This window comes from Nocardioides sp. R-C-SC26 (assembly GCF_021246465.1).
GTDB lineage: Bacteria > Actinomycetota > Actinomycetes > Propionibacteriales > Nocardioidaceae > Nocardioides.
Genome location: NZ_JAHRHK010000017.1, coordinates 1 through 13,601, shown reverse-complemented (window position 1 = coordinate 13,601; position 13,601 = coordinate 1). Strand labels below are relative to the sequence as shown.

The following is a 13,601-nucleotide window of genomic DNA, read 5'->3' as shown; positions in this document are numbered from 1 at the left end:
GCTCGGCTCACGATGACAGTGCACGCGCCGGTGAGGCGACCTCGAGCAGTTCGCGCGCGTGGGCGAGCGCGGTGTCGGAATCACTGAGTCCGGCCAGCATCCGCGACAGCTCGCGCTCGCGTTCGGCGTCGTCGAGCACGGACAGTCCGGACGTCGTGACCGAACCGTCGCTGGACTTCTGCACGACCACGTGGCGGTCCGCGTACGCGGCGACCTGCGGCAGGTGCGTGACGACGAGAACCTGCGCGTTCTGCGCGAGCGCGGCCAGGCGGCGTCCGATCTCGACCGCGGCCGCTCCCCCCACCCCCGCGTCGACCTCGTCGAAGACGAACGTCGGCACCGCGTTGGTGCCCGCGAGCGAGACCTCGATGGCGAGCATCACCCGTGACAGCTCACCGCCGGACGCGCCCTTGGCCAACGGCCGCGGCTCGCTCCCGGTGTTCGCGGCGAGGAGGATCGCGACGTCGTCGGCACCGTGGGGTCCCGGTGGTGCCGGCGTCACCTGGAACGTGACGACAGCGTGCGGCATGGCTAGCGAGGTCAGTTCGGCGGTCACCGCCTGCTCGAGCCGAGCCGCGGCGTCCGTGCGAGCCGCGGTGAGCTCGCGTGCGCGCTCATCGCGCTCGGTGGTCAGCTGCGCCACACGCGCGGTCAGCTGCTCGATCTGCTCATCGGTGGAGTCGAGGTCGGCGAGGCGCACCGCCGCGTCGCGGGCCCATGCGAGTACGTCGTCCGCGGTCTCGCCGTACTTGCGTGTCAGCGCCACCAGCGCTGCGCGTCGCTCGGAGACGGCTGCCAGCCGGGTGGGGTCGGTCTCGACACGTGAGGCGTAGGAGGCGACATCGGTCGCGACGTCGCTGACCAGGTAGCTGATCTCGGCGAGCCGGTCAGCCAGCTCACCGGCCTCGGCGTCGTGCTCCCGAACACCGTCGAGGAAGCCGCGGGCAGCCGAGGAGCACGAGAGCGCGTCGGCGCCGCCCTGCTCGCTCGACAGCGCCTCACGAGCCTGCTCGGCCGCCGTGCGCAGGGTGTCGGCGAACCCGAGTCGCGCCTCCTCGGCAGCCAGGTCGACGTCCTCACCCGGCCGCGGGCCGACGGCCTCGATCTCCTCCAGGCCGAACCGGAGCACGTCGGCCTCCCGGGCGCGTTCACGCCCTCGCGAGACGACCTCGTCGAGCTCCCGCGTGGTCTGCTGGAGCTCCGCGTAGACCTTCTCGTAGCCCTCGAGCAGTGCCGCGAGCGGAGCGCCACCGAAGCGATCGAGGCATTCACGCTGGGCGCGCGCCTGGAGCAGTCGATGCTGGTCGGACTGGCCGTGCACCGCGACCAGGGGCTCGGCGATCTGGCCGAGAGCACTGACAGGAACGGCGGCGCCGCCGACGAAGGCACGCGAGCGACCCTCGGCGCTGACGTTCCGGGCGAGCACCACGCGGTCGTCTTCTAGGTCGCCGCCGATCTCCTCCACGGCCGTCGCGAGCGCGGTGTCCGCGGCGGCACGGACCAGCCCCTCGACCCGCGCCTGGCGTGCCCCCGTGCGTACCGCCCCACTGTCGGCCCGTCCTCCGAGGAGAAGACCGAGCGCGGTGACCACCATCGTCTTGCCGGCCCCTGTCTCGCCCGTGATGACCGTCAGACCGGGGCCGAGCTCGAGTGTCGAGGAGTCGATGACACCGAGCGAGCTGATCCTGATCTCCTCGATCATCGCGCCACCTCCCGGGCCTCCGCCGCGGCCCGCGTCGCGTCGTGCTCGTGGAAGCGGCGCTCCCCCGCCCCGCGCCAGCCGCTCACGGGCAGATCGAACTTCGCGACCAGCCGATCGGCGAAGGGCGCGGCATGCAGTCGCGCGAGACGGACCGGATGCGCACCCTTGCGCACCTCGATTCGCGCCCCTGGCGGCAGGTCGACAGTGCGTCGACCGTCGGCCCACAAGACGCCGGAGCCCTCGTTGCGGGCCAGCACCTCGATCGCGATCACCGACGTGGGCGCGATCACCATCGGGCGGGCGAAGAGCGCATGGGCGCTGAGGGGAACGAGGCACAGGGCCTCGACCTGCGGCCACACGATGGGGCCGCCAGCGCTGAAGTTGTAGGCCGTCGAGCCGGTCGGCGTCGCACACACCACGCCGTCGCAGCCCCAGCGCGAGAGCGGCCGGCCATCGACCTCGACGACCACCTCGAGCATCCGCTCGCGCGCGGCCTTCTCCACGCTGACCTCGTTGACGGCGAACGTGTCGGTGACCAGGTCACCGTCGCGGTAGACGCCGACATCGATGGTCAGACGATCCTCCACGGTGTAGTCGCCCCGCACGACCGCGCCGATGGTGTCCTCGATCTGCTCGGGCTCTGCCTCGGCGAGGAAACCGACATGTCCGAGGTTGACGCCGAGCAACGGCGTACGCCACGACCTCGTCACCTCGGCGGCACGCAGGATGCTGCCGTCGCCACCGATGACGATCGTGAGTTCGCAGTCGCGCCCCGCCATCTCCTCGGAGTCGGCCACCTCGACCGAGGCGGTCACGGCGTCGTCGGTCAGCACGGCGGCCTCGCTCTGAAGCATCCGCACCACGACCCCGTGTGCGCTCAGACCGGCGACGAAGTCTGCGGCGACGCGACGCGCCTCGGCGCGACCGGTGTGCGCGAGGAGAAGCACGCGACGTTCCGTCATGGCGCCACCCTCTCATCCGTCGCCGACACGTCGGCGTGAACGGCCGTGGCGATCGATTCGGCGTCGATCCGCGCTTCTCCCCGGCGCAGCCAGAGGAAGAACTCGACGTTCCCCGAAGGGCCGGGCAGCGGGCTGCGGGCGATCCCGACGGCTCCCCAACCGCGACGTTCCGCCGCTCGGGCCACGGCATTGACCGCCTCTGCTCGCAGGGCCGGTTCGCGCACCACGCCGCCCTTGCCGACCCGCTCCTTGCCGACCTCGAACTGGGGTTTGACCATCAACGCCAGATCGCCGTCGGGCTCGGTGACGCCGATCAACGCGTCGAGCACCAACTCGAGCGAGATGAAGGACAGGTCGCCCACCACCAACTGCACCGGTCCGTCGGTGATCTCAGGCGTCAGCTCACGGACGTTCTGTCGGTCGCGCACGATCACCCGCTCGTCGCTGCGTACCGACCACGCCAGCTGCCCGTACCCGACGTCGACAGCGACCACCTGCCGAGCGCCGGCGCGCAGCAGCACGTCGGTGAATCCACCCGTCGAGGCGCCGGCGTCCAGACATCGGCGTCCCGCCACCGTCAGGCCCTGCGGACCGAAGACCTCGAGTGCACCGGCCAGCTTGTGGCCACCGCGGGAGACGTAGTCGGGCCGGTCGGGGTCCTCGAGGACGACGATCGCCACGTCGGTCGTGACCCCCGTCGCCGCCTTGCCGGCCACGGCACCCGAGACCTTGACCCGCCCTGCGGCGACCAGCTCCCCCGCGTGCTCGCGCGACCTGGCAAGGCCGCGTCGCACCAGTTCGGCGTCGAGCCGGAGCCGCCGGACGGCCACGGTGTTCAGGCGTGCTCGGCCGGGCGCTCGTCGAGCGCGCGACGAAGCTCGGTGTGCGCGGTCTCGAACACGGCCACCTGCTCGGCCGGTGCGAGCCCGTCGAGGTCGGCCACCGCGTCGATCACGGCATCGACGCGGTCGATGCCGGTCCGGTCGGGGCGCGGGGCAGCGGGTCGACCGTCCTCGACGTGGCCTTGGAGGTCCTCGCCTTCGTCGACTGCCGGCTGGGCCCAGGGCTCGTCCATAGGTCAGCAGGCTACTCGCCGAGATCGTCGAGGTCGTCGAGGCGTAGGCCCGCGAGATCCGGCGTACGACCAGTTTCGTCATCGTGGCTCCACGCGGCCGCCGCAAGGGCACGGAAGGCATCGACTCGTCCCGCCGGATCTCCCACGGCGTCCAGCACGAGGTGCCCCTCGACGACGCCAGCCCGCCAGCCGCCGCAGGTCCAGACGTCGTCGCGCACGCGCTGGGGCGCCGGGTGTGCGCGAAGGAGGCCACCCAGGTCGGCCGCGAGATAGGTCGGACGCTCGGTCGGCGCCGCCCGCACCAGGTCCACGATCCCGCTGACTCCGGTGAGCACCAGCAGGGTGTCGATGCCCGCGTTGCGCCCTCCCTCGATGTCGGTGTCGAGGCGGTCGCCGACCATGAGCGGTCGTGCCGAGTTCATCCGGGCCACCGTCTCATCGAGCAACGGCCGCTCCGGCTTGCCCGCCACGCGCGGCTGCGCGCCGGCGAAGCGCGCCACGGTGTCGACGAGCACACCGTGACCCGGGGCGGTTCCGAACGGCGTCGGGATCGAGGCGTCGGTGTTCGACGCCACCCACGGCAGGCCGTCACGCACCCGCACCGCTGCCTGCATGATGGCGCTCCACCGGACGTCGGGACCGTAGCCACTGACGAGCGCGACCGCGTCCCCGTCGGCGATCTCGACCGGGCTCAGACCGCGCTCCCGTACCGCCGCGAGGAGTCCGTCGCCACCGAGGACGGCGATCGGGGCGCCGTCCTCGTACTCCGCGGCGAGCAGGCCGGCCGCCGCCTGAGCCGAGGTCACGACGTCCTCGCGGTCGGCCTCGACCCCCAGGCGCCGCAGGTGCTCGGCGACCGTCTCCGGCGTCCGGGCGGCGTTGTTGGTGACGAACGCGAGCCGGAGCGAGGCGGCTCGTGCCTCTTTCAGAAGGTCGGGAGCGCCGGGCACGGCGTCACCGCCGATGTAGACGACTCCGTCGAGGTCGAGCATCGCCACGTCGTAGACGTCGCACAGCCGGCGGTCGCTGGAGATCAACATGCCCCTATCGTCCCTCGCCGGACCGACCTCCTTCACCTGGGTCGGGGGCTGGCCGTGTCGGTTCTGCTGGCGACTCGCCCTCCCCTCGTATCCTGCCCGGATGGACTCCCGGCCAGCCCTGGCACCGCCCGCGCTGGGCGGGCCGCTGCGGCTGACCCCGTTCACGGCGCTCCGCCTGGCGCCGTCACGGGTCGCCGATCCGTCGGCAGGTCGGGCGTTGGCCCGGCCCTATCGGGACGTCGCGGCTCGGTTGCAGCGATGGCAGCGGCGCGGCGCGATGATCCGTGAGCCCGGCCCGGCGCTGTACCTCCACGAGTACACCGCGAGCGGCATCACCGTGCGCGGACTCGTCGGGCTGCTCGACGTCTCCCACCGCGCGGCACCGGGCGAGCCGGGCACGGTCGTGCCGCATGAAGGCATCCACCCCAGTCAAGCCGACGACATCGCCGACCGGATGAACGAGATGGAGCTCAATCCTGCTCCGATCCTGCTCGTCCAACGCTCGCCGGAGGCTCTGCGTGCCGAGTTGGCCGCGGTGCGGGACCAGCCGCCCTCGGCGACGTTCACGGACAGACGCGAGCAGCGCCATCGCCTGTGGTCCATCACCGATCCGGAGACACTCGAGAGACTTGCGGCGCTGCTCTCGGGCACCGACGCCGTCATCGCGGACGGGCACCACCGCTATGCCGCCTACCTGCGCCTGCAGCAACGCAGTCCGGGCGGCGCCCTGGACCACGGACTCGCCATGGTGGTGGACCAGAACGACACGCCCCTCTTCCTCGGCGCCATCCACCGCGTCCTCCACGGGACGTCGGTCGACGACGTTGTCGCGGCGGCCGATGCCCTCGGGCTCTCACGGCGCGAGACGACGCGAGCCGACGCCGTCGCAGCCCTCGCACCCCACACCCTGGTGGCGACCGATACTCATCGGTGGGTCGTGGTGTCGCTCGGCGAAGGCGACCGCCCGGACGTCGATCTCCTGCATCGCTCGCTCATCCCCCAACTGCGGCACGGCCCGACCTCGATCAGCTTCCACCACTCCGTGGGCGACGCCCTCGACGGTGCTGCGCGGGAAGGCCGCGTGGGGGTGCTCTGCGCCGCGCCGGGCTTCGACGAGGTCCACGACTTCGTCGCCGCCGGTCGCCTCTTCCCCGAGAAGGCGACGTCCTTCCAGCCCAAGCCGCCGCCCGGCGTGCTCATGCGTCCCTGGAACGTCGAACGAGCCGAGCAGCGCTGACCTCGACCTCCACACGGGACGCAGCACCCGCGCCGGTCTGGAAGAACCGCCGTCGCAGCGCGCCCTCGACCTCGACGACGTCGCCGACGCGCCATCGGCTCGCCGATCGGCGACAACGTGGTGACCAGGCCGCGCACTCCAGAGCATCCACGCGCTGACGGCCCGGCGTCGTCGCGGGCCGATCGACCGCGAGCCTGAATCCGACCAGGCGATCACCGCTGGGGAGAACCCGCTCGTCGGCGACCGCACTGACGCGCCCCACCAGTCTCACCTCGTTGACCGCCACGTCGGCGGGGTCGTGCGCATTCCTGCCCTGCCCCGGTCCTGCGGGTGACCGTTCCTTGTTCTGCATCTGCTCCGTCGTGGTCGACATCACTTCACCTCCGCGGTCGAGACTGCTCGCCGACGCCGACATCAGGGCGTCCTCGGGGAGGTCTGCCTGTGGAGAGGTGGGAGAACCCTCGCCGAGGGACGATCCCGGGACGACGAGCACAGCCGGACATGCAACGGGGGCGAGCCGGCGTACCGGCTCGCCCCCGTTCGTGCTTCTCGGTGCTCGTTACTTCTGCAGGTAGCACGCCTCCTCGAACTGGTAGCCGGCAGCGGTCGGCCCGGTGAAGAAGTCGACGTCGGGGCCGATGCCGGTGCTCGCGCCCTTCGTCGGGATGCCGAACTGGCTCACCCGTACCGCGGCCTCGTTCGGGTCGCCCGCGTAGTTGCCGGAACCCTCAGGCAGCATGCCCTCGGACTCGACCGTCGTCATCGCCTTCGCGGCAGCGAGCAGCCCCGCCTGGGTCAGGTCGTCGTCGGCGATGGCCTGCTCGAGCACGGCCTTCATGATGTAGCCGCCGCTCCAGCCGAGCGCGTAGTAGTCGTTCGGTGTCTCCGCGCCGTTCGCCTCCCGCATGGCCTCGAACCCGGCGCTGTCGGTGTCCCACAGCGGGAACGACGTCGCCCACAGGTAGGCAGCCTCGAGAGCCGGACCAGCCGGGGAACCGAGAAGCGCGGCATTCCAGGTCGGGATCGAGCCGATGAACTTGCCCTTGAATCCGCTCGCGACGGCCCCACCGACGATCTCGGCCACCTGCGTCGGTCCGGTGGAGATGACGACGAGGTCGGCGCCGGAGTCCAGTACCGCCTTCACGCTGGCGTCCTGGCTCGTCGCGGTCGGGTCGACGGTGATGTCGGTGAACTTCACGCCGCGCTCCTCGGCGGCGATCCTCGCACCGACCATGGCGTCGTCGCCATAGTCGCCGGGGAAGTGCACGGCCGCGACCCCCTTGGCCCCCAGTTCGTCCACCCCGTAGTCGACCGCGTTCATCGCCTCGGCGCAGTAGCTGGTGCCGATCTCCAGGACCCGGTCCTCGAACAGCCAGTTGGAGCCGAGCGTCGCGGGAACGACGAGCAGTTCGTCCGCGTCGGAGTCCGCGAGCATCGCCTCGGTCGCCACGGTGCCGAGCGACTGGGCCATTGCCAGGATGTCGCCCTTGATCTGGGAGTAGGCCTGGGCATGCGTCTCGGGGTTGTACTGGTTGTCCTTGGTGTTCGCCGTGACGTTGACCTCGTAGTCGCCGACACCACCGTTGGCGTTCACGTAGTCCCAGAAGGCCTTGCCACCCGCCGTCAACGGCACACCGACCGGAGCGAACGGCCCGGTCAGGTCGCTGATGACGCCGAGGTAGATGCAGCCCTTGTCCTCGTCGACGGCGTCGGGGCAGGGTTCGCTGGTGACACCGACGGTGGAGCCGTCGGCGGAGGAGTCGCTGTCACGGCCACACCCCGTCAGCACGAGCGTGCTTGCGACTGCACCCACGGCGAGTCGACGGATGGTCTTGTTCATCCAGGTTCCTTTCATCTGCCCCGCCTCAGTAGGAGAACGGGAAACTCTTCCAATAGGTCCTGATTCGCAGCCAGATGCCGAAGAGGCCCCGTGGCTCGAACAACAGGAACGCGATGATGAGCAGGCCGTAGAAGGCGACCTCGACCTCGAAGATGTTCGGATGGTCCGTCGGAGACGACGACACGAACGAGAGGTAGTGCGGCAGCTCGCCGGCGATGCGCGGGAGCATCGCGATGAGCATCGCGCCCATGATCGCTCCCGACACGGTCGCCACTCCCCCGATCAGGACCATCGCGATGAACTGCACCGACAGGAGCAGGCTGAATCGCTCGGGGCCGAAGGTTCCGTTCGCCACGAACAGGAGCGAGCCGCAGACACCGGCGTAGAACGAGGAGATCGTGAACGCGATGAGCTTGTAGCGCGAGAGCTCCACGCCCATGACACCGGCGGCGACGTCGCGATCCCGGATGGCGGCGAAGGCCCGCCCGATCTTGGAACGGGCGATGTTCCGCGCGGCGACGGCCATCACGATGAGCACGACCAGGAAGAACCAGAACAGCTTCTGCTCCTCCGTGTAGGTGCCGTCGCCGGTCAACTCGACGCCGAAGACGACCGGCTCCGGGGCCGGGCGCCCCACCTGCGGTCCGCCGGACAGCTCCCGCCACTCGGCGAACACGTAACCGCCGATGACGACCAGCCCCAGCGTCACCACGGCCAGGTACAGCCCTCGGAGACGAGTCGCCAGCGGCGCCACGATCACCCCGCACAACGCCGCCACGGCCCCGGCGGCGAAGATCCAGAGCGGGACGAACTCGACGCCGAATCCGAGGTAGCGGCCGTCGGGGTCCCCTGCCAGCGCGGCGGCGGTGTAGGCGCCGACGCCGACGAAGAAGGCGTGCCCGAGAGAGACCTGGCCCGCGTATCCGGTCAGGAGGTTGAGACCGATGGCACCGATCGCGAGAACGAGGCCCGCCCCCAGCAACTTGAGCAGGTCGTCCTCGAGCATGAACGGCACGAGCGTGGCCGCCGCGACGAGTGCGAGGACGCCGAGCTGCTTGGGGCGGGTGTTGAGAAACGCCATGTCCTGGCGGTAGTCGGTGAAGAGCTCGGGTCGCCCCCAGAGCCGCCGGGGCCGTCGGGGCCCACGGGCCGGGCCCGTACTCATCGGTGCGCGGTGCCCGGAATGCGTCGAGACGCTCATACTCGCTGGACCTCCTTCGTGCCGAAGAGACCTTGCGGACGCACGAGCAGCACCAGCAGCATCACCACGTACGGAGCCAGGCTCCCGGTGTTGCCGTCCAGCCCCGGGAACCAGTCACGGTGGTAGGACCGCACGACCGACTCCACGACCCCGATCAACAATCCGGCGACGACAGCGCCGCCGAGGGAGTCCAAGCCTCCGAGGATGATCACCGGGAGCGCGGCGAGCGCGATCACCCAGAGGTTCTGATCCAACGGTTGCCCGCCGGAGGCGAAGATGCCGGCCAACGCGGCGAGTACACCGGCGAGCCCCCAGGACACGGCGAAGACCGTTCCCACGTTGACGCCTTGGGCCATCGCCGCCTCCTGGTCCAGCGCGGCCGCGCGAGTCGCGAGACCCAGACGCGTGAAACGGAAGAACCCGATCAGCAGCATGACGACGACGGTCATGGTCACCAGGGCCGCGATGTGGCGGTGCTCGATCTGAACCCCTCCCACCGTGACGGTGTCCAGCCCCCAGGGGTCCCCGATCACGCGGGGATCGACACCGAGGAATGCTCCCGTGACCACACGGACGACGATGTCGACCCCGATCGTGATGATCGCGATCACGAACACCGCCTTGCCGACCATCGGACGAATGACGAGCCGCTCGACGACGAGTGCCACGAGTCCGATCAGCAGTGGCCCGATCACCGCGGCCGCCCAGAAGCCGATCTTCGGAGTCAGATGACTCACCAGCACGGCGCCGGCCATCATGAACGACGGCTGCGCGAAGCTGATGACGTGCGACGACTTGTAGATGATCACGAATCCGAGCGCCAGCAGGACGTAGACCGCCCCTTGTCCTACGCCGTTGCTCACTGCGGTGAGGAGCTCGGTCACGACGCGCCACCTCCGCCGTACATCGCACCGACCAGTTCGCCGTAGGCACGGTCGATCGCGGCGCGCTTGACCTTCTGCGTCGCGGTCAACTCGCCGTCCTCGTGGTCGAGCTCCTTGGGCAGCAACCGGAAGTCCTTGATCTGCTCCACCGGGTTGTGCAGGTCGTTGACCTGCTGCACCACCTGCTGAACGAGGTCGCGCACCTCCGACTTCTCCGACAGATCCCGGTAGGTGGTGAAAGCGAGGCCCTTGCGTTGCGCCCAGTCACCGACGGTGTCCAACTCGATGCCGATGAGCGCTGTCAGGTACTTGCGACCATCGCCGATCACGATGGCCTCCTTGATGAACGGGGACGCCTTCAGCGCGTTCTCGATCTCCGAAGGGGCGATGTTCTTCCCTCCCGAGGTGATGATGATGTCCTTCATCCGGTCGGTGATCGCGAGGTAGGTTCCCTCGACCCAGGCGCCGACGTCGCCGGTGTGCAGCCACCCGTCGCTGTCGACGGTGCGTGCGGTCGCCTCGTCGTCGCGCCAGTAGCCGGCGAAGACCCCGGGATGGCGGGTCAGCACCTCGCCGGTCTCCTCGTCGAGACGCAGCTCGACGCCCGGGAGGGCCTCACCGACCGTTCCCAGCCGGACGCGTCCTGGCCGATTGCCCGTGGCCAGGGCGGCGTTCTCCGTCATCCCGTAGACCTCGTGCACCGGCACGCCGATGCCCATGAAGAACCGAAGCACCTCCGGGGAGACCGGCGCCGCACCACACATGGCGTGGCGCACCCGACGCAGCCCGAGTCGGGTCTGGAGCGCGCGGAAGAACAGCACCCACCCGACCAGATAGACAGCCCGGCTTGCGGGGGTGTGGCTCCCTCCGGTCCGCACCAGGACCTCGCCGATCTTGTCGGCGCGGCGGAGCCAGAACCGTGCGTAGGTGCGCTTGAGTCGCGTGGCGCTGTCGATCTTGATCCGGGTGGTCGCGAGCAGTTTCTCCCAGACCCGTGGCACGGCGAAGAACAGCGTGGGCTGAATCTCTCTCAGGTTCGCCGGCACGGTCTCGATCGACTCGGCGAAGTTCGTCTGAACGCCGGCGCCCGCGTTGAACCAGGTGGTGAAGAACCGCTCTGCGACGTGACACAACGGCAGGTAGGACAGCGTCAGGTCGGTCGGGCCCGGCGCCGGGTCTGCGAACCCGTCGCGCTCCAGGACGGTCTCCAACGCGTAGGCAGCGTTGGCAACGGTGAGCATCGCTCCCTTGGGAGGGCCGGTCGTGCCAGAGGTGTAGACGAGTGTGATGACGTCGTCGTCCTGCGCGGCACGCATACGATCGGCAACGGCTCCGTTCGACGCAGACCGATGGTCGCGACCGATGGCCATGAACTCCTCCCACGACAGCAGCCGCGGATCGTCGTATCGTCCCACGATCCCCCGGGCCTCGCTGTAGACGATGCGTGCCACCTCAGGGCAGCGGTCGCTCACGTCGAGCAGCTTGTCCAGCTGCTCCTGGTCCTCAGCGAAGTGGACCGTGCTGCCGCTGTGCCCGACGAGGTAGGCCACGTCGTTGGCCGGGTTCGTCGGGTACAACCCCACGGTGACACCCCGGACCGCGACGGTCGCCATGTCCAAGACCAGCCACTCGGGCCGGTTCTCCGACTGGATCGAGACGCGGTCGCCGGGTTCGATGCCCAACGAGATCAGAGCGTGTCCCGCACACTCGACGAGGTCCCAGTACTCAGCCCACGAGGTCTCTCGCCACACGCCGAGCGATTTGTGCCGCATCGCGACGTCGTGGGGGTGACTCTGCGCGCGGGCACGCACCATCGAAGCCAGGGTCGACGTCGTCATGACGACACCTCCTCGGACGTGGCCTCCTCGATGACCGCACCGCCGAGGTACGCCGCGACGACGTCCGGATTGCGCTGCACATCTGCTGGAACCCCGGTGGTGATGGGCTTTCCGAAGTCGAGGACCATGACACGGTCAGCGAGATCCATCACCAGGCCCATGTCGTGCTCGACCATGATCATCGGAATCTTCAGCTCGGCGCGAATGTCGTTGATGAAGCGCGCCATGTCCTCGGTCTCCTCCAGGTTCATGCCTGCGACCGGCTCATCCAGCAGGAGGAGTCGAGGCTCCATGGCCAGAGCGCGGCCCAGCTCGACGCGCTTCTGAACGCCGTACGGCAGCATGCCGACCGGCAGCATGCGCCACGCCGCCAGACCGAGGAAGTCGATGATCTCCTCGACGACAGCACGGTGACGAAGCTCTTCCGCGCGGGCCCGCCCGAGCCACGCGATGGCCGCCAACGGCCCGTAGCGCACATGCTGGTGTCGGCCGAGCATCAGGTTGTCGACGACCGTGAGGTTCGCGAACAGCTCGATGTTCTGGAACGTCCGCGCGAGACCACGCTTGGCGATCTGAGCCGGACGTAGCCCGAGCACCGACTCCCCCGCAAGGGACACCGAGCCCTGTTGCGGGCGATAGACGCCAGACAACACATTGAAGATGCTCGTCTTCCCCGCGCCGTTGGGCCCGATGACCGCGAAGAGCTCATGCTCCGCCACGTCGAACGACACCGAGTCCACAGCCGTGACCGAGCCGAATCGCAACGACACATCGCGCACCTCCAGCACCGCGGTCACGACGCCCACCTCTTCCGCCGCCGGTAGTGCTTGATGTCCCGATACGACGTGCGAGATGCATCCTCGGCGCCCAGCCCGAGATAGAACTCCCGGATGTCGGTATCGGCCATCAGCTCCGCTGCCGGGCGGTCCATGACGACTCGGCCCGTCTCGACGACGTAGCCGTGGTCTGCGATCTGCAGCGCCATCGTGGCGTTCTGCTCGACCAGGAGCACGCTGGTTCCCTGGCGATTGATCTCCACGATGATGTCGCGGATCTGCGCCACGACGAGCGGCGCCAGCCCCAGACTCGGCTCGTCGAGCAGCAGATAGGAGGGTCGGGACATGAGCGCCCTCCCGATCGCCAACATCTGCTGCTCGCCACCCGAGAGGTAGCCGGCCTGACCGCCTCGACGTTCGGCGAGCCGCGGGAAGAGGTCGTAGACGTGCTCGAGGTTCTCGCCGAGCGGGCCACGGAACCCGTGGCCGCCGACACGGAGATTCTCCTCGACGCTCAGCTCCTTGAAGACCCGGCGTCCCTCGAGGACGTGCTTCACCCCGCGCCGAGCGACGGTCGAGGCATCGAGATGGTCGATGCGGGCTCCATCGAGCGTCACCGAGCCCTTTCGCACCGATCCGTCGTGAACATCGAGAAGCCCACTCATCGCGCGCAGAAGGGACGACTTACCGGCGCCGTTGGCACCGAGCAGCGCGACGATCGCGCCTGGGGGCACCTCAAGCGACACGCCCCTCAGGGCGAGCACGACCTCCCCGTATACGACCTCGAGATTGTGTACAGCTAGCACGCCATCACCGACACTCGGTTCCCCTCATCTCCGACCCTGTGACTGGCGTCACATAGTGTCGGAGATCGGAACCGATCAGGCTCGCGGCGGTCCTTCGTTACCAAACCGAAATACGAATCTCCAAAGCTCCTGTCACGAACGCGAGCACACCCCGAAGAAAACGTTGCCAAATGCAACAAGAGGGCGACCCTTAACGGGTCGCCCTCTTGCGAATGTTTGTTCGGCGGCGTCCTACTCTCC

At 69.2% G+C, this 13,601-nt stretch carries 13 protein-coding genes; 1 reads left to right on the top strand and 12 read right to left on the bottom strand.

The window, feature by feature from the left end; all coding sequences use genetic code 11:
* Positions 1–7: 7 nt before the first annotated feature.
* The 5 genes from recN to KSO97_RS14570 are packed head-to-tail and all read right to left on the bottom strand — an operon-like array spanning position 8 to position 4,779.
* A complete protein-coding gene (gene recN, locus KSO97_RS14590) occupies positions 8–1,702 on the bottom strand; it encodes a DNA repair protein RecN (RefSeq protein ID WP_232680133.1) in 1,695 nt (564 codons plus the stop codon).
* Positions 1,699–2,664: an NAD kinase gene (locus KSO97_RS14585; protein ID WP_232680131.1), complete on the bottom strand. Its 966-nt coding sequence runs from the start codon at positions 2,662–2,664 to the stop codon at positions 1,699–1,701. Before KSO97_RS14585 ends, recN begins: the two co-directional genes overlap by 4 nt.
* On the bottom strand, positions 2,661–3,494 hold the full coding sequence (locus KSO97_RS14580) for a TlyA family RNA methyltransferase (protein WP_232680129.1): 834 nt from the start codon (positions 3,492–3,494) through the stop codon (positions 2,661–2,663). The genes KSO97_RS14585 and KSO97_RS14580 overlap by 4 nt, the downstream gene beginning before the upstream one ends.
* A 5-nt stretch (positions 3,495–3,499) precedes the next feature.
* Positions 3,500–3,739, bottom strand: a complete 240-nt coding sequence (locus tag KSO97_RS14575; protein ID WP_232680127.1) for a hypothetical protein — start codon at positions 3,737–3,739, stop codon at positions 3,500–3,502.
* 11 nt (positions 3,740–3,750) lie between these two features.
* Positions 3,751–4,779, bottom strand: a complete 1,029-nt coding sequence (locus KSO97_RS14570) for an HAD-IIA family hydrolase (RefSeq protein ID WP_232680125.1) — start codon at positions 4,777–4,779, stop codon at positions 3,751–3,753.
* Between the two features lie 100 nt (positions 4,780–4,879).
* Between KSO97_RS14570 and KSO97_RS14565 the strand changes: the two genes are divergently transcribed.
* Positions 4,880–6,016 (top strand): DUF1015 family protein, encoded by a 1,137-nt coding sequence (locus tag KSO97_RS14565; RefSeq protein ID WP_232680123.1) that lies wholly within the window; start codon positions 4,880–4,882, stop codon positions 6,014–6,016.
* On the opposite strand, the gene KSO97_RS14560 is transcribed toward KSO97_RS14565, so the two are convergent.
* The 7 genes from KSO97_RS14560 to KSO97_RS14530 form a co-directional block, all read right to left on the bottom strand.
* Positions 5,976–6,389: a single-stranded DNA-binding protein gene (locus KSO97_RS14560; RefSeq protein ID WP_232680121.1), complete on the bottom strand. Its 414-nt coding sequence runs from the start codon at positions 6,387–6,389 to the stop codon at positions 5,976–5,978. The genes KSO97_RS14565 and KSO97_RS14560 overlap by 41 nt on opposite strands.
* Before the next feature lie 186 nt (positions 6,390–6,575).
* Entirely contained in the window at positions 6,576–7,856 is a 1,281-nt protein-coding gene (locus KSO97_RS14555; protein WP_232680120.1) for an ABC transporter substrate-binding protein, read from the bottom strand.
* A gap of 25 nt (positions 7,857–7,881) precedes the next feature.
* A complete protein-coding gene (locus KSO97_RS14550; RefSeq protein ID WP_232680118.1) occupies positions 7,882–8,937 on the bottom strand; it encodes a branched-chain amino acid ABC transporter permease in 1,056 nt (351 codons plus the stop codon).
* A 116-nt stretch (positions 8,938–9,053) separates the two neighbouring features.
* A complete protein-coding gene (locus KSO97_RS14545) occupies positions 9,054–9,941 on the bottom strand; it encodes a branched-chain amino acid ABC transporter permease (protein ID WP_232680116.1) in 888 nt (295 codons plus the stop codon).
* Positions 9,938–11,779 carry a long-chain fatty acid--CoA ligase gene (locus KSO97_RS14540; protein WP_232680114.1) on the bottom strand — a complete coding sequence of 614 codons (1,842 nt, stop codon included), beginning with the start codon at positions 11,777–11,779 and terminating at the stop codon, positions 9,938–9,940. Before KSO97_RS14540 ends, KSO97_RS14545 begins: the two co-directional genes overlap by 4 nt.
* Positions 11,776–12,576, bottom strand: coding sequence for an ABC transporter ATP-binding protein (locus KSO97_RS14535; RefSeq protein ID WP_232680112.1), 801 nt, complete (start codon positions 12,574–12,576; stop codon positions 11,776–11,778). The genes KSO97_RS14540 and KSO97_RS14535 overlap by 4 nt, the downstream gene beginning before the upstream one ends.
* Positions 12,573–13,361, bottom strand: coding sequence for an ABC transporter ATP-binding protein (locus KSO97_RS14530; RefSeq protein WP_374198510.1), 789 nt, complete (start codon positions 13,359–13,361; stop codon positions 12,573–12,575). Before KSO97_RS14530 ends, KSO97_RS14535 begins: the two co-directional genes overlap by 4 nt.
* Positions 13,362–13,601: the final 240 nt, after the last annotated feature.